9 protein-coding genes and 2 pseudogenes are annotated in these 17,409 nt (G+C 43.9%); 4 read left to right on the top strand and 7 right to left on the bottom strand.

Annotated elements, in window-relative coordinates; genetic code table 11:
• Nucleotides 1-139 precede the first annotated feature (139 nt).
• The 7 genes and pseudogenes from QUA04_RS07390 to hisD form a co-directional block, all read right to left on the bottom strand.
• Entirely contained in the window at nucleotides 140-5,578 is a 5,439-nt protein-coding gene (locus QUA04_RS07390) for an AAA family ATPase (RefSeq protein WP_333255274.1), read from the bottom strand.
• 334 nt (nucleotides 5,579-5,912) lie between these two features.
• On the bottom strand, nucleotides 5,913-6,122 hold the full coding sequence (locus tag QUA04_RS07385; RefSeq protein WP_333255272.1) for a hypothetical protein: 210 nt from the start codon (nucleotides 6,120-6,122) through the stop codon (nucleotides 5,913-5,915).
• Nucleotides 6,123-6,174: 52 nt separating this feature from the next.
• Nucleotides 6,175-6,384 (bottom strand): annotated as a pseudogene (locus QUA04_RS07380) (tyrosine-type recombinase/integrase); the annotation flags it as partial.
• A 78-nt stretch (nucleotides 6,385-6,462) separates the two neighbouring features.
• Nucleotides 6,463-7,695, bottom strand: a pseudogene (locus tag QUA04_RS07375) (ISAs1 family transposase).
• Between the two features lie 128 nt (nucleotides 7,696-7,823).
• The gene (locus QUA04_RS07370) at nucleotides 7,824-8,633 is read right to left on the bottom strand and encodes a tetratricopeptide repeat protein (RefSeq protein WP_333255270.1); all 810 of its coding nucleotides are present in this window, start codon (nucleotides 8,631-8,633) and stop codon (nucleotides 7,824-7,826) included.
• Between the two features lie 474 nt (nucleotides 8,634-9,107).
• On the bottom strand, nucleotides 9,108-9,536 hold the full coding sequence (locus QUA04_RS07365) for a universal stress protein (protein ID WP_333255268.1): 429 nt from the start codon (nucleotides 9,534-9,536) through the stop codon (nucleotides 9,108-9,110).
• 343 nt (nucleotides 9,537-9,879) lie between these two features.
• Nucleotides 9,880-11,193 (bottom strand): histidinol dehydrogenase, encoded by a 1,314-nt coding sequence (gene hisD / locus QUA04_RS07360; RefSeq protein ID WP_333255266.1) that lies wholly within the window; start codon nucleotides 11,191-11,193, stop codon nucleotides 9,880-9,882.
• Between the two features lie 895 nt (nucleotides 11,194-12,088).
• On the opposite strand from hisD, the gene rpsT reads away from it, so the two are divergent.
• From rpsT to rpoB, 4 genes are all read left to right on the top strand, one after another.
• Nucleotides 12,089-12,388 (top strand): 30S ribosomal protein S20, encoded by a 300-nt coding sequence (rpsT, locus tag QUA04_RS07355; protein WP_006632886.1) that lies wholly within the window; start codon nucleotides 12,089-12,091, stop codon nucleotides 12,386-12,388.
• 224 nt (nucleotides 12,389-12,612) lie between these two features.
• On the top strand, nucleotides 12,613-13,392 hold the full coding sequence (locus QUA04_RS07350; protein WP_333255264.1) for a TatD family hydrolase: 780 nt from the start codon (nucleotides 12,613-12,615) through the stop codon (nucleotides 13,390-13,392).
• Nucleotides 13,361-13,543, top strand: a complete 183-nt coding sequence (locus QUA04_RS07345) for a hypothetical protein (RefSeq protein ID WP_333255262.1) — start codon at nucleotides 13,361-13,363, stop codon at nucleotides 13,541-13,543. The genes QUA04_RS07350 and QUA04_RS07345 overlap by 32 nt, the downstream gene beginning before the upstream one ends.
• Before the next feature lie 451 nt (nucleotides 13,544-13,994).
• A complete protein-coding gene (rpoB, locus tag QUA04_RS07340; protein ID WP_333041547.1) occupies nucleotides 13,995-17,381 on the top strand; it encodes a DNA-directed RNA polymerase subunit beta in 3,387 nt (1,128 codons plus the stop codon).
• The last annotated feature ends 28 nt before the right edge of the window (nucleotides 17,382-17,409 follow it).

Raw genomic sequence — 17,409 nt, 5'->3', positions numbered from 1 at the left:
CTGACGGACAGCGTGTAGGCTTTTAGTAGTGCTACTAAATATAGTAGCCTCTAAATTTAAAAAAACAACAAATTTAGTACCGATCAAAAAGTATTTAATCCCTTCAGATTTAAATAAATAAAATCTCCCCTAATGAGCTTTACTTTCGGCGCTTTTGCTGGTTGACGGGAATCTCAATTATGAACTCCGCACCTTGACCTGGTGCTGAAACGCAGTTCAGTTGTCCGCCATGTTTTTCTACCACAATTTGATAACTAATAGACAAGCCCAAACCCGTACCAGAACCAACGGGTTTCGTTGTGAAGAATGGGTCAAATAGTTTACTACGCACTTCTTCTGTTACGCCAGTCCCATTGTCAGCAATGCGTATTCTTACCCGATCACAATCTATTACTTCTGTAACGATAAGAATCGTGCTATAATTTTCCTTGATTTGTGTGGGTGACTGATGGGTATCGCGATCCTCTAACGCATCAATTCCATTAGCAATAATGTTCATAAATACTTGGTTTAATTGACCTGGGTAACACTCTACTAATGGCAGTTTTCCATACTTTTTAATTACCTGAATTGCTGAATGATCCGCCTTCTTATGCAAACGGTTTCGCAAAATTAGTAGCGTACTTTCAATACCCTCATGGACATCTACTGATTTCATATCCGCTTCATCTAAACGGGAAAAATTTCTGAGTGACAAAACGATTTCGCGAATACGGCTTGCGCCCAGTTGCATTGAAGAAAATATTTTAGGTAAATCTTCAAGTAAGTATTCCAAATCGATTTCTTCGATATAATCTTCGATGTCTGGCTTAGGACTAGAATTGCTGTGTTGATAGAGCGTAATTAAATGTAATAATTGTTCGCTATATTCCTTGGCGTGGTTTAAATTACCATAAATAAAGTTAACCGGATTGTTGATTTCGTGAGCAACACCAGCAACTAATTGTCCCAAACTAGACATTTTTTCAGTTTGGATAAGTTGTGCTTGAGCTTGCTTTAGTTCATCCAAAGCTTTTTGTAATTTAATTGCTTGGTCTTTTAATTTATCATTTTTTTCGCTTAGTTCAAATGTGCGTTCTTCCACCTTTTCTTCTAACGTGCGGCTGTATTCTTCTAAATTTTTATAAAGCAAAGCATTTTCTAAAGAAATAACTATTTGTGTTGAAAGAATTTTAACGATTTCTAAACGAGCAGATGTAAATGCACCAACAGTTAAATTATTCTCCAAATAAATTATCCCCATGAGTTTATTTTGATTAATAACTGGAGCACATAAAATGGATTTAACTTTAGCTTTAATGATATAGGTATCTTTGATAAAAATTCCCTCTTGTGCGGCATTATTTAAAACAATATTTTCTTTAGTTCTGGCTACGTAATTTATTAAAGAAACTGGTAAATTTTTGCTATTATCTATAGATGTCGATGGCCACAAAGTTATTTTTTCTTGTTCTACATTACCAGTCGCTTTGAGCGTTAAAATACCATCGGTTTCTAAAACAAGGCAGCTAGTTTGAGCGCCCGCATTTTCCATTAAAACTTTTAGTAATTTATCCAAAAACTTATCAAGTACAATTTCGCCAGCAAGAGCTTGCGATGCTTTGATAATAGTTGCTAAGTCTAAAACATCGGCTTTAGTTCCTAAGCTGGCAGAACTTGTCGTAACATTTAGTTCTCGACTAGAAGTTTCGTTAGACGTTAAAGATAGTAATTGCGGATATCGTAATTCCAAATCTTTAACTTTTGCTATTGCTCCCCAACGAACATAACAATAGTATGAATCTACTAAGTATGTGTGAGCTATTTTTTCTCTTCCAAGACTGCGGTAAAATTCTGATGCTCTTTCATTTGCTATTGCTTCTTCGGGAATATAACCTTGTTTCCTTGCTCCTAGAATTGCCAGATCGTAATATTCCATTCCTGGTAATATATGCCCTAAGAACTTAGCTTTTTCTGCTTCGATTAAATAATATTTATGTTCGTAATTTTTAGGAGAACATAACGACCATTTTTTTAATTTAATTTGGTTTAATTCTACTTGTTGTAGGGTGATTTCTCGCTCGGATTCTTCTAAAAATGAACATCCTGCAAGTAAAATCATAGAATAGTAAAAATTTTGTTCTCCTGTATGTATTACGCCAGCTAAATAACCAGAATACCGCTCCGCTAGCTTTGCATAACTAACTGCTTCTGCGTAGTTTTGAAGTAAATATAAAAATATTGATTTGGAAAAATAAGTAGAAAAAAGTAAAGCACCATTGTTTGATTCAGTAAAAATAGGTAGCATTGCTTCTTCATCAAACAAATTACCGATTGCTCTACATTCATTTTCGGTTTTATTTAATAACTTCAAAACTAACTCTCGCCAAATTATAATAGCAAAGCTAAAGTAATTTTGTTTTAAATTAACTAATGTGTTTGTATAAATAGTTTGTTTAGCACACACTTCATTTAGATTATCGCCTACAAAAAAAGGATAAACTGAAGTATAAATAGCCGCGTAACTAGCATACTCTAAATCGCCACTCTCTAAACCATATTGAACGGTTTCTTGTAAAGGCTCTATGGTTTCTCTAGCATGGCTTACCCAATGTTTGATGTGACCGTAGAATAATTCATATACTTTAGCTTTAACTTCTTTAGCATTGAGTTTTTCCACTAAATTTATTCCTAGTTGACCGAACTGATACCCAATTTCAATATTATCTATTGAAGTACAAAGGATCAGTCCATAAAAAGTATAGGCGAAAGCAGATAGTGATGAATTTCCATGTCTAATGCAAATATTGACCATCGTAAACACGATCGGCGGTAAAAGTGCTGGATTCATTACATAAGCAGGTGTTATCGCTTTAACTAATATTCGCATGGCTGCAAGTTTATCAGGGTCAGCCATTTCGGGTAGATTGCTTAAATTACCAATATCTAATTCTTCAGGCAATTTTTCAACTAAAGGTTCTCCTAGCATTCCCAGCACTAACAATGATGTGTCAAGTGCTGCTTGCATCTGATTGAGAGAAATATAAAATTGAATTTTTATTTCGTATGTTTTGACTCTTTCTAAAAGCGAAGTAGCTTGTTTTAAAATAATATCACCAAGGGAAGTTGAAGTTTCAAAGTTACCATTTAAATATTCTACTTCTACTGCTTCTATATGCAGATAAAAAGTTAATTCATAATTACTATGCCAGCTATCTTCAGCAAGTAATTGTAGTCCGAAATTTAAGTATCTCTGCGCGAGTTCATAAGCTGCTGCTGCCTTTGCTTTCCGCGCAGATAACAGATTTAACTCAGCTAGCTCTTGTTTGCTTTTTTCACTTAGAATTAACTCTGTAGCGATATTTAAGTGATTAACAATATCAAAAACTTTATCTTCTATTTCTGGTGTTTTAGTATTATTTAGTAATAGTTGACCGACTTTTAAATGAATTTCTTTTTTTTGTTCTACTGGAATTAAAGAATAAGCGGCTTGTTGAACGCGATCGTGCAAAAATTTATACTCAATATTTAGAGGTAAACTACTTTGGTTTTCGATTTTTTCAACTAATGATGATGACGTATTTAAATCATCAGTCAGAGGAATTTTATAAGCACCGCTTAAAGGAAAAATAAAATCTTCTTGAAGTGCTTGCCAAAGCTCGTTTGCTGTAGATGATAAAGATTTTTCATTGACAATTGCTAAATCGTTTAATGTAAATGTATTCCCAATACAGGCTGCCACTTTTAAAGCACTTTGCGTATAATTAGGCAGTTTTTGAATTTTGTTAACCATTAATTCAACAACATTATCCGTAATTTTAACTTCTTTAATTTTTTGAACATCCCACTCCCAAATACCAGCGTTTGGATCGAATGAAACTAGGTTTTCTTGGTAGAAGGTTTTAAGTATTTGAGTTACAAAAAAAGGATTGCCAGCCGTTTTATTAAAGACTATTTTTGCTAAAGGCAACGCAGTTTCTAATTCGCAGTGAAGAGTGTCCGCAATTAATTGATTAACTTGAACAGTATCTAAAGGTTGTATATCAATCTGATTTACCTTAACTCCAGCTTTTTTAATTTCATCCAAAAGTAACATCAATGGGTGAGTCTCGTTAACTTCGTTATCTCGATAGGCTCCAATTAACAAAAAGTATTGACTATCTAATGACATCATTAGTAGCTGGAGTAATTTCAATGAAGCAGAATCAACCCACTGTAAATCATCTATGAAAAGAACTAGAGGATGTTTGTGAGTGGTAAAAACACCCAAAAACTTTTGAAAGACTAAATAAAATCGATTTTGTGATTCTCCAGGTTCTAATTGAGGAATAGGGGGTTGCTGGCCCATAATTAATTCGACTTCAGGAATGACTTCAATAATAACTCTGCCATTTGTACCCAAAGCTTTTAATAATTTTTCTTTCCAGATTTGGATTTTTTTTTCACTTTCAGTTAATAGCTGGCGAATCAAGGTCTGAAAAGCTTTAATTAGTGCAGCATAAGGAATACCACGTTTAAATTGATCGCATTTTCCAGAAGTAAAATAACCCTTTCGCCGCACAATTTGTCCCTCGATTTCACTAATCAAGGCTGTCTTGCCGATGCCTGAGTAACCGGAAACAAGTATCATCTCACTCTTACCTTGACTGGTTCTTTCAAAAGCAGCGTTTAGGGTAGCAATTTCTCCATCGCGACCGTAAAGCTTTTGGGGTATTTGAAATTTAGAAAAAACATCATGCTGACCGAGAATGAAATTTTCAATTCTTCCATTAGTTTGTAGTTTAGTTAAGCACGCTTCCAAATCTGCCTTAATTCCATAAGCGGTTTGATATCTATCTTCTGCAGTTTTGGCTAGTAATTTCATCACGATATCAGATATTACTTTCGGGATAGTTGGATCTAGTTCATGGGGTAAAGCTGGTATTTTGGCAATATGACTGTGAACGAGTTCCATCGCATCTCTAGTTGGAAATGGCAACTGTCTAGTCAGCATTTCATAAAATGTGACACCCAAAGAATAAAAGTCAGTACGATAATCAATCGCCCGATTCATCCTACCCGTTTGCTCTGGGGACATATAGGCCAAAGTTCCTTCTAATCGATCGGGATTGCTGACCAAATATTTTTCTTGCGTAAGAAGTGATGCAATTGAAAAATCTGCGATCTTTACTTTTAATGTTCGATCATTGATAATGATGTTATCTGGCTTGATATCTTTGTGTATAATATTGAGTTTATGTACTTCTTCTAAAGCTTTAGTTAATCCTATTGATATTTGCAAAAATACAAATAAATCTATACTTTTACCAGAATGAATAAATTTTTTCAGTGAATTCCCACCAAAATCTTCTAAAACTATAGCTATATAATTGTTAGATTTTTCTAGGCTATAAGCTTTGATAATGCCTTCTGAATCTAAGTCTTTTATCAATTCATACTGATGTTTAAATACATAAATGTCTTGACTGGAAGGATATGCCTTTTTAAGAATTTTAATAATAACAGGTTGAAGATCTAGAAGTCTCCGCGCTCTATAAACCCGAGTTATTAAACTATCGTGAATTTTTTCTAAGTATTCATAACCTGCAATAATAAACATGGCTTTTTCCTGGTTGTCAGCAGAAAGTTTATAATTATAATCATAATTGATTTATCTTAGTTTTGCCTCAGTAATTTTACGGTTTCGATCCTATAACTTAAATATAATTTAACGTGAGTTCAATGGAGTGTGATCGCTTGGTTGACATAGTGGAGGGGTGGGCGCTCGCTTCATTGAGGGGCTCTGCGAAAGTGGGCGCTCGCTTCATTTGTGCTGGCATCAAATCTCAAATGTTGAGGTAATTAATAATAAATTAAAACTGTTAAAATGTAGTGGATTCGAGTTTAGAAATTTTAAAACTTTGAAATCAGATTTTTGCTTTTTTGGCATTTTCCTAAAGATATAGCACTTCTTCAATTGGATAATAGTTCTTAATGAGCCACTTTGCTCTCCAACACTCAGCCAGAAGAAGCTGGATTTTTCTAGCATTGTACCATTCCTCTATCTGAGCTGGTGTCTGAGCTTGCTTTAGCAGGTCATCGCTGGGCAAGCTGGCTATACGTTGGGCAATTTGCTCGCCTATTTCAGGGTTTTTTGGATTCATTAGGTAACTGGGAGTAAAGTGGGAAAAACAGGGCAAAAGTAGCTCCGGTCGTTTACTGCCCAATTGTAATCCCTAATTTCAGAGCCGGATTATTTGCCCACCGCTGCGCTACATGAGTATAAATAGAGATCGTCCTGGGGTCTTTATGCCCCAACAAGTCATGCACTTGCCGCAGTTTTGCCCCAGCTCGCAGCGCCAGCATTCCCGCCGTATGTTTCAAACGGTGGGTCGATATCGTGCGCCCCGGCGTCTGTTTGAGCCCTGCTTCCTTTAAATATAGAGGAAACTATAGCACCTAGCTGGTATCGCTTGCTCTCTGTGTAAGAGAGGAATAAAAAGGTCAGGGTAAGAGCATCTCAATCAGGCTTGACACAAGCACTCTTTGAATCTGCATCATATAGTCATCATTCATCGCCGCTCGTTTCTTTTTTTGTAGCACACTACGCTCCTTGAGTAGTTTCTTGATTGATGGCATTAACTGCCATTCGTCTTAGAAGAGCCAAATTTTGAGGGCTGTTTAACGACCGAATGCGGCATTGGTCTTCATTAAAAGTGACATCAAAAGTCCAATGAACTTGGTTTTCAATCCGCCAATGTTGACGAATGGCACGGCCATTAAGCTGAGCATCCACTGGTAAAGAACTTAGATAAAACTGCACAGGAGTTAGTCGTTTTGTTCTCAAGATGACGGACTCGTTCTACCAAAACAATAGTCTGAATATCTGTCCATTTTTCTTGTTTATAAAGTCCTCCTAATGCCGCCACTGGCACCGCCCAAACTTTTCTAATTTCGACGCTCCGGATGTCCCTTTTCTGTTCGGGAATCCTGACTCACTTCAATTCCCTAAAACTGTTGAGATTTAGCCATCTCAAACCAGGTTTTGACGCTTATTATAAAGAGTTGGATGATTACTTTTTAAAGTAACTACATAATCGCCTTTTTTTTGACGAATCAGCCGAATAATCTCGGCTTGAGTCCCCATCGCATCAATCGTAATAATGGCTCCGGTGATGTCAATTAATTCCCATAAGGCCGGGAGCGCTGTGATTTCATTTGAATGGTCTTCAACTTTAACTTATCCCCAGACTAACCGATGTTTACTCGCCCATGCCGTCACTAAATGTAAGTTTTTTACCCCTTTTTCTCGGTCATAAGACCCTCTGAGACTTTTTTCATCAATCGGGCTCATTTCTTGAGCAACTGACTCAATTAATTTGTTAATCCATGTTCGCAATTTTTGAAGAGAAAATTTTGGGATCTACCTTTTCCAAGACCCGACGGAATCTATCGTCACTTGGGATACCATTGGGTAACTTTAAAAACTTTTGTAACCAGGTAAGCTTACTGATTCCATAATTTTTCATGTCTTCCCACCCCGCCGGCTCCGGCTATCACAGCTAATAAGGCAATGACGAGAATATCTTTGATTAAGTGGTGTTTGGTTCGCTCCACTCTTGGGTCTGGTACCTCATCAAAATAATTTGAAAAGCCAGCTTGTAAATCTTCGATAGAGATTGGTTTTGGCTTGTTGAGCGAGCTAGGATTTTTCCGCTCGCGCCAGAGGGAGCGAATCCTTTACTCCTACCCATAAACTTTTCCTTACCTTGATGACTTAGCTTTTGAGGCATTATACAACTGTTAATGACGAACACGCTACCCTGTGTATTTTGTTTGTTTTGTCAAGTACAATTTATACCCAATTAGATGAGCTTACCCTGCTGGTCTATAGCCTTACTATAATCCGAGATCGCGTCTTCTTTTTTCCCTAGGTCAGACTTGGCATTAGCCCGAACAAAGTAGAAAAACTCATCGTTGGGATTCAGGTCTATCGCCTTATTATAATCTGCGATCGCCTCTGCTTTTTTCCCGAGGTCAGACTTGGCATAACCGCGATCGTTGTAGGCATCAGCATCTTTTGGATTTAGCTCGATCGCCTTATTATAATCTGCGATCGCCTCTTCTGTTTTTCCTAGGGCAAACTTGGCATCACCTCGACTATTGTAAGCGGAAGCATCTTTGGGATGCAAGTCTATAACGTGATTAAAATCTGCGAGCGCCTCTGCTTTTTTGTCTAAGATAAAATTCAATAAACCCGGACTCAAGTAGCCCTCAGCATCTTGGGGATTCAGCTCGATCGCCTTAGTATAATCGGCGGCGATCGCCTCTTCTGGTTTCCCTAGCACAAACTTGGCATCACCCCGATTTTTGTAGGCAGCAGCATCTTTGGGATTGAGCTCGATCGCCTTAGTATAATCGGCGGCGATCGCCTCTTCTGGTTTCCCTAGCACAAACTTGGCATCACCCCGATTTTTGTAGGCAGCAGCATTTTTGGGATTGAGCTCGATCGCCTTAGTATAATCGGAGAGCGCCTCTTCGTCTTTCCCTAGGACTGACTTGACATTACCCAGATTGTTGTAGGTAGAAGCTGTCGTCGCACAAGCCACCACTCCAAAAAGAGTCAAAGCAGGCGCCAGAATTTGCGGAATGAAGGGATGCGGTTTTTTAGTCATAGCCTTGGCAGTTAGTAAGTTTTAATAAAAGTGCTTGTTAAACGGTTTCATAAACACGCCGAATTGGATCGGAGTGTGTGCTAATTATAAAAATTTATTGTGGCTTTAAAGTAACTCTAAAACCAACTATTGCCGGAGATTACACCTCCTTTTATTGGGAAAAGGCGGATTTGGCGAGACCTATCTAACCGACGATAGACTCAAGCCACAGTCCAATCAACCATTTATCCTGCTGACACTCTAACTACTGTTTGAAACGGAGTCTCAAATTTTTAGAACAATTAACAATGATAAATAAACAAAAAGTTGTATCCGTGCGTCAGAGCGCATTATAATTATCTGCAGATTCAATAACTCTTGGCTGACACACCCTACAAGTTTTAGCTACTGTCAATCTCTGTGCAACAGACCTCCCGCCTGTCAATCTCCGTGGAACAAGTGTCTCGCCTGTCCATCCCTGCGGTTCAATTGCCCTTACTTAGCCCGCACAACCAACACGGAACAAGGAGCCTCAGCCACAACCTCAGCACTCACCGAACCCTCCAAAATCCGTTTCAAACCAGTCAAACCCCGACAGCCGATCGCAATTAAATCAGCCTTATAAATATTAGCCAAACGGACAATTTCTTCTGCAGGTTGTCCCGAAACAATCTCGAATTCGCTCTGGCAAGGCAACTTTTCCTGATAAGATTGCAGCAACTTCTCCACCTCTCGGTAAGCAATCTCATTTCCTTGAGCGTGAGGTCGATCGACAACCGCGTCAAAATCCGACGTACCAGAAGTGACAACATGAACTAGAATCACCTTTGCCGTCGGTTCTAGCTGAAATTGTCCTACAACTTCTAATACCTGAGTCGCTAACTCTGAATTGTCGATCGCTACCAAAACAGTATTCAATACCATGCACCTTTAAATCTCAGATATTTAGACTTTAAATTTTTCGTGGATTGTCGTTTACTTTCCACAATTTCGCGCTTCCCATCAACCTCATTATTACCTACCCATAAACCCGGTTTCTTAACATAATTGCGTCATTTAAGCAAGATACTTGAAGAAACCGGGTTTCTTAAGCCCGCAGTGCGTAACTTGGTAAGTGCAAATAAACTGGGCCACTTGTGAGAGAATGTAAAGCTACCATAATCGCAAGAGAATTGCTTCGTTTCATTGCATTTCACTCACTTTTGACTACCTCTGTATTTTGCCGATCATCTACTTAAATCTCGATCGCCAATCTCAAATCTACCATCTAAAACTCACCCTTTCCCTCATTTTCAGTCCGCAGCCGCACCGAATCAGCGTGAGAAGGCAGCCCCTCGGCTTCCGCCAAAACATTAATCGCCCTACTCACCTTCTTAAGTGCAGCAGGCGAATATTGAATCAAGCTCGAATGCTTCATAAAAGTCTCGACACCCAGCGGCGACGCATAGCGAGCAGCCCCAGAAGTCGGCAAAGTGTGATTCGGGCCAGCCAAATAATCGCCCAGAGCTTCCGGCGTCGAGCAGCCCAAGAAAATCGCCCCTGCGTGCCGAATTTGGTCGAGCAAAGCCCAGGGATCTGCAAGTTGCAATTCCAAGTGTTCGGGCGCAAACTCGTTAGAGAGTTCCGCCGCCGCTTTGAGCGAGTCAACTACCACGACTAAACCATAGTTGGCGATCGCCTTTTCTGTTAAAGTTCGGCGCGGGTGATTTGCCAACTGTCTGTCTACCTCAGCCACCACCTTCCTAGCCAGCACCGAATCCGCCGTCAGCAAAATTGCCGACGCCATCGAATCGTGCTCAGCTTGAGCCAACATATCTGCAGCCACGTGCACAGGATTCGCCGAACCATCAGCAATAATCAACACTTCCGACGGGCCAGCCAGAGAATCGATCCCCACAGTCCCGTAAACCAGTTTTTTTGCCAGGGTGACGTAAATATTCCCCGGCCCAGTAATTAAATCCACCTTCGGAATAGTTTCCGTACCGTAGGCCAAAGCCGCGATCGCCTGCGCCCCGCCTACCCGATAAATCTCATCAACTCCCGCTTCCTGAGCCGCTACCAGCACCGCAGGATTCATTTTCTTCTCCTGTCCGGGGGGAGTACACATCACCAGTCTCGGCACCTTGGCGACCTTCGCAGGAACCGCATTCATGATCACCGAGCTCGGATAGGACGCCTGACCCCCAGGAATGTAGATTCCCGCTCGATCGACCGGCGTGTAGCGCTTGCCCAAAACAATTTCGTCATCGCCAAACTGCACCCAAGACTTGGGTACGCGCTGTCGGTGAAACGCCTCTACCTGTTTGCAAGCTAGCCGGATAGCATTTAATAATTCTTTCGACACCTGCTGGTAAGCAGCATCCAATTCGGCGCCGCTGACCCGTAAATCTTCCACATTTAGGGTCATGCGGTCAAATTCAGCAGTGTAGTGCAGCACAGCCTGATCGCCTCTGCGCCTTACAGCTTGCAGCACCTCCCGCACGGTGGCTTCTTTGTGAACGACAAGTTCGTCATGGGTGCGATCGCAGATCCGTCGCAGTTCAGCTTGTGCCTCAACCCACTGAGTAATGATTCGCAGCATGGAGATTAGGAATGCCGTCTATAACTTCACTAACATTTGCTTGACAATTGGGGATTTTTGTGGGGTTCTCCTAGAGAAGTAGGCCACCACCAGTCCACAAGCTTAAACCGCGAGAGTCGCGGCATTTTCAAAGGCTTCAGTGCAGCGTTTAAATCTCGGTGGAGGATTTTGCAACACTGAGGACAAGTCACAACCTTCTCTCTTGAATTGCCCGCCAGAGAACCGGTTGCGGAGGGAGAGGGTGGGAACGCAGAGGGGGAGAGTGTCCGACCCCGATAATATCCGAGAGGGAGAGTGTTCGAGCGGGAGAATTTTGATTCTGCCTTCTACCTTCTACCTTCCGATCCGGCTGTCTTCTACCTTCTACCTTCTACCTTCAGCTTTTTACCTTCTACCTTCGGTAAGTGCTTCTTGCCGAAGCCCAAATAACCCGTATTCTTTGTTATAGCTTAACTTGGATTTTTCAGAGAATTGGATTTTAAGCATAATAGGTGCTATATTAGTTTTTCCAACACCTGATAATTTTTTTATAAAAAAACGCCAAATTATTGTATACTTGAAAATTGCGCGCAAGAAACCGTGACTTTAACTCGTGACGGTGGAAACACCGCAAAACGCCTCTGTAACACCCATGTCCTACCTTATGGGTATTGTCAGGGGTAAAAAACAGGCAGTTAAATGAGTCAATAAAAAATTATTGCGCGGGCGTCGCCAAAAAGTAGCCACAGACTCAGCTCAATCTGAGCTAATGGAAAGTTGGCTGTCTCACTCCGCCTTTAAAAATCAAGCTTTTTGCGGATCGATCCCGAAAAGGTTGTCCTTCAAAATCCCCGTGTCTTGGGACTATCTTGAGACTAGGGTGTATCAATGAATACCTACTTCCAGCAACTGAACTATGGCAAATATTAAGTCCGCCGTCAAACGAGTCAAAATCGCCGAACGTAACCGCTTGTACAACAAATCTTACAAGTCAGCGGTCAAAACTTTGATGAAGAAGTATTTCGCTGCCGTAGACAAGTACGCCGCAGCTCCGAGCCCGGAATTAATGCAAGAAGTTCAGCAGCGAATGTCTGAGGCCTACAGCAAAATTGACAAAGCTGTCAAAAAAGGTGTACTCCACCGCAACAACGGCGCTCGCAAAAAGTCCCGCTTGGCAAGAACCCTCAAGCCGCACGAAGTATCGGTAGCATCTTAAGGAAGCAGAAAGTTCGGCAACGAAGCAGTGTACAAGATTGAAGGGATGGATGTTGAGGGAAGAAGTCAAGGGTGAAGAAGTCGAGGGTGAAGAAGGAAGAAGGAAGAAAGAAGACGGAAGATTTTTCCCACGCACTCTCTGCCACTCCCACTCCCAGACTCTCTCACTCGCCCTCGCCCTATCCCACCTGGACTCTCCCGTATCACCTCTAATCTGCTTCCCCCATGCAGCTCATCGACACTCACGTTCATATCAACTTTGAGACCTACAAATCTGAGTTAGAAGCCATTCGAGAACGCTGGCGCGAAGCTGGTGTAGTTCGGCTGGTTCATTCTTGTGTAGAGCCAGAAGAGTTTGCCGGCATTCAAGCAATCGCCAATCAGTTTGCTGAAGTCTCGTTTGCAGTTGGACTCCACCCCCTAGATGCCGAGAAGTGGACAGACGAGACGGCGAGCAAGATTAGGGAATTAGCGAATTCGGACTCTAGGGTAGTGGCGATCGGCGAAACCGGGCTGGACTTTTATAAAGCTGACGCTCGAGAACACCAGTTTAAAGTGTTTGAGGCACAGCTTGAAATTGCCCAGGAACTTGACAAACCAGTCATTATCCACTGTCGCGACGCCGCCGCCCCAATGGCCGAAATGCTGAGGAACTTTTGGCAAACACGCGGGCCAGTGCGCGGGGTCATGCACTGCTGGGGAGGCACGCCCGAAGAAACCCAGTGGTTTTTAGACCTAGGTTTCTACATCAGTTTTAGCGGAACAGTAACCTTTAAAAAAGCCTTGCAAATACAAGAATCAGCTTGTATGGTAAATAGCGATCGCATCCTAGTCGAGACAGATTGCCCTTTTCTCGCCCCCGTACCCCAGCGGGGAAAACGCAACGAACCAGCCTACGTCTACTACGTAGCCGAGCAAGTTGCTAAATTGAGAGGAGTTTCTCTCTTAACTTTGTCCCAGCAGACAACCGAAAATGCCTGTCAGCTATTCGGCTTTTCAGTTTAGTTATAGCAGAACAGAGAAACGAGGAAAACAGGTCGATTTAGGAGCCAGCGATCGGGACAATTTCATTTCTATCCTGCCGGAAAAACCGGATTCATCCTTTATTGGAGATTCTTTTGGCGTTGCCTGCTGCGATCGGATTTGCGTCCTATAATAAAAAGAACCGCCCGATCGGGCGTTGGCTTAGTATCCGCGACTGCGATGTCGCCCCGGAAATGCCAACACAACGCGAGTACGCTAACCTTCGGGATCGGCAAAAACTTCACGCAATACCTCAAACTTACACACTCAAACTTACACATCAGAAGAAACTTGGAACCTCAGCAATTTGGCAATAGCTGTCAAGTCAATTTTAGGAGTCAAAAGTGTAGGGAATTTACCCCGGGATACCACGATATCGGAGCTAAAAGCATCGGGATCGAAACTAAAATTCGCACAAAAATACTGCGAGCCACCAGCAAAAATAACCGTTGCAGCAGTTGGCAGGCGATCGAAAACATCATATAAATTCTCTCACACAATCCATCAAAAAAACGCAACAAGGTAAAAAAGCCCATCCTTGGCGCCATGTAAAAAGCTAGAGCCACTGCGGAAAAAGGACCCCCATGACCACTAAAGATTACACAGAATTCGCCTTCACCTTGCCCGATTTGATAGAAATCCAGCGGGCAAGTTTTCGCTGGTTCCTAGAAGCCGGACTGATCGAAGAACTCGACAGCTTCTCCCCGATTACAGACTACACGGGCAAGCTGGAACTCCACTTCATGGGCAAAGACTTCAAACTCAAGCGCCCCAAATATGATGTGGACGAAGCCAAGCGCAGGGACAGCACCTACTCGGTGCAAATGTACGTCCCCACCCGCCTGATTAACAAAGAAACAGGGGAAATCAAAGAACAAGAAGTCTTCATCGGCGATTTGCCCTTGATGACCGAGCGCGGCACATTCATCATCAACGGCGCAGAACGGGTCATCGTCAACCAAATCGTGCGTTCCCCAGGCGTCTACTACAAATCCGAAACCGACAAAAACGGTCGCCGTTCTTACAACGCCAGTCTGATCCCCAACCGCGGCGCTTGGCTGAAATTTGAAACAGACAAAAACGATTTAGTCTGGGTCAGAATCGACAAAACCCGCAAACTCTCAGCCCAGGTGCTGCTCAAAGCATTAGGACTCACAGACGGCGAAATCTACGACTCCCTGCGGCACCCGGAATACTTCCAAAAAACGATCGAGAAAGAAGGACAATTCGGCGAAGAAGAAGCTTTGATGGAACTCTACCGCAAACTCCGTCCAGGCGAACCCCCCACCGTAGCGGGGGGCGAACAGCTCCTCAACTCGCGCTTTTTCGACCCCAAACGCTACGATTTGGGCCGAGTCGGCCGCTACAAACTCAACAAAAAATTGCGCTTGACAGTCCCCGATACCATGCGGGTGCTGACATCCCAAGATATCTTGACGGCGATCGACTACTTAATTAACCTCGAATTCGACATCGGCTCCACCGACGACATCGACCACTTAGGCAACCGTCGCGTCCGCAGTGTGGGAGAACTGCTGCAAAACCAAGTCCGAGTCGGCCTCAACCGCTTAGAACGGATCATCCGCGAAAGAATGACCGTCTCGGATGCCGACTCCCTCAGCCCCGCTTCTCTGGTCAACCCCAAACCGCTGGTAGCAGCAATCAAGGAATTCTTCGGTTCCTCCCAGCTATCCCAGTTCATGGATCAAACCAACCCCCTAGCAGAACTGACGCACAAGCGCCGGCTTTCGGCCTTAGGCCCAGGAGGTCTGACTCGGGAACGCGCCGGGTTTGCAGTGCGGGACATTCACCCGTCCCACTACGGCCGGATTTGCCCGATCGAAACACCAGAAGGCCCCAACGCCGGTCTGATCGGCTCCTTGGCAACCCACGCCCGCGTCAACCCCTACGGCTTCATCGAAACTCCTTTTTATCCAGTAGAAAAAGGACGGGTGCTGCGCGACAAAGCCCCTGTTTACATGACAGCCGACGAAGAAGACGATTTGCGCGTGGCCCCAGGAGACATCAGTCTCGACGAAAACAACAACCTCTTGGGCGAAACCGTAGCCGTCCGCTACCGCCAAGAGTTTACTACCACCACTCCGATGCAGGTGGACTACATGGCGATTTCGCCCGTGCAAATCGTCTCCGTAGCGACATCGCTGATTCCGTTCTTGGAACACGACGACGCCAACCGAGCTCTGATGGGATCGAATATGCAGCGGCAAGCTGTGCCGCTACTGAAACCAGAACGGCCCCTCGTCGGTACGGGCTTGGAAGCTCAGGCGGCCCGAGATTCCGGGATGGTTGTGGTTTCCCGGATCGATGGCGAGGTGATTTACATCGACGCTACCCGGATTATTGTCAAACCCCTGGCTGTAGATGCCGAATCGAATTCCAGCGAAGAACATTTCCTGATTAAGGAATACGACGATCTCAAAGTCAAACAGCCCTCGGTTTGGAAGCAAAAATATGCTGGCTGCATCGAACACGAACTGCAAAAATATCAGCGTTCTAACCAGGATACTTGCTTAAATCAGCGTCCGCTGATTTATGAGGGCGATCGCGTCGTAGCAGGTCAAGTGCTCGCCGACGGTTCCTCCACCGAAGGAGCAGAACTCGCTCTGGGTCACAACATCCTCGTAGCTTATATGCCTTGGGAAGGCTACAACTACGAAGACGCGATGCTAATTAGCGAGCGTTTAGTGTACGAAGATGTCTACACATCGATCCACATTGAAAAATACGAAATCGAAGCCCGTCAAACTAAACTCGGCCCCGAAGAAATCACCCGTGAAATTCCTAACGTCGGCGAAGACGCGCTGCGCCAGCTAGACGAACAAGGAATTATCCGCAAAGGTGCTTGGGTAGAAGCCAGCGACATCCTAGTCGGCAAAGTCACCCCCAAAGGCGAATCCGACCAACCGCCGGAAGAAAAACTGCTGAGGGCAATCTTCGGCGAAAAAGCCCGCGATGTGCGCGACAATTCTCTCCGCGTCCCTAACGGCGAAAAAGGCCGCGTGGTGGACGTGCGGGTGTTTACGCGGGAACAGGGCGACGAACTGCCTCCCGGCGCCAACATGGTCGTCCGCGTCTACGTAGCTCAAAAGCGGAAGATTCAAGTCGGCGACAAAATGGCCGGCCGACACGGAAATAAGGGTATTGTGTCCCGGATTCTGCCGATGGAGGATATGCCCTACTTACCCGACGGGACTCCCGTTGACATAGTGCTCAATCCCTTGGGCGTACCGTCGCGGATGAACGTAGGTCAGATTTTTGAGTGCTTGCTAGGATGGGCCGGCGAAAATCTGTCGATGCGGTTCAAGATGGTGCCTTTTGATGAAATGCACGGCGCTGAAAAGTCGCGGGAAACCGTACACGGCAAGCTGCAGGAGGCGCGCGAAAAAACCGGCAAGCCTTGGGTGTTTAACGAAAAGCACCCCGGCAAGACTATTGTCTACGATGGCCGAACTGGGGAACCGTTCGATCGCCCGATCACAGTCGGCATCGCCTATATGCTGAAGCTGGTTCACTTGGTAGACGATAAGATCCACGCCCGCAGCACAGGCCCTTACTCGCTGGTAACGCAGCAGCCTTTGGGCGGCAAAGCGCAGCAGGGGGGTCAGCGGTTTGGAGAAATGGAAGTCTGGGCTCTGGAAGCGTTCGGCGCAGCTTATACTTTGCAAGAGTTGCTGACTGTGAAGTCGGACGATATGCAGGGGCGGAATGAAGCGCTGAATGCGATCGTTAAAGGCAAAGCTATTCCGCGCCCCGGTACGCCGGAATCTTTCAAGGTGCTGATGCGGGAGTTGCAATCTTTGTGCTTGGATATTGCTGTGCACAAGGTGAATACGTCCGACGAGGGCAGCGAGCACGTTGAGGTGGATTTGATGGCAGATGCTGGGGGCAAGCGATCGCCCTCCCGGCCTACTTACGAATCGCTTTCTCGTGACGAACTTGACGAGGATTAGGCATTAAAGATTAAAGATTAAAGATTTT

It is taken from the genome of Microcoleus sp. S13_C5 (assembly GCF_036700845.1).
Taxonomy (GTDB): Bacteria; Cyanobacteriota; Cyanobacteriia; order Cyanobacteriales; family Microcoleaceae; genus Microcoleus.
The sequence above is the reverse complement of the archived record's forward strand: the minus strand, read 5'-3'. Positions and strand labels throughout refer to the sequence as shown.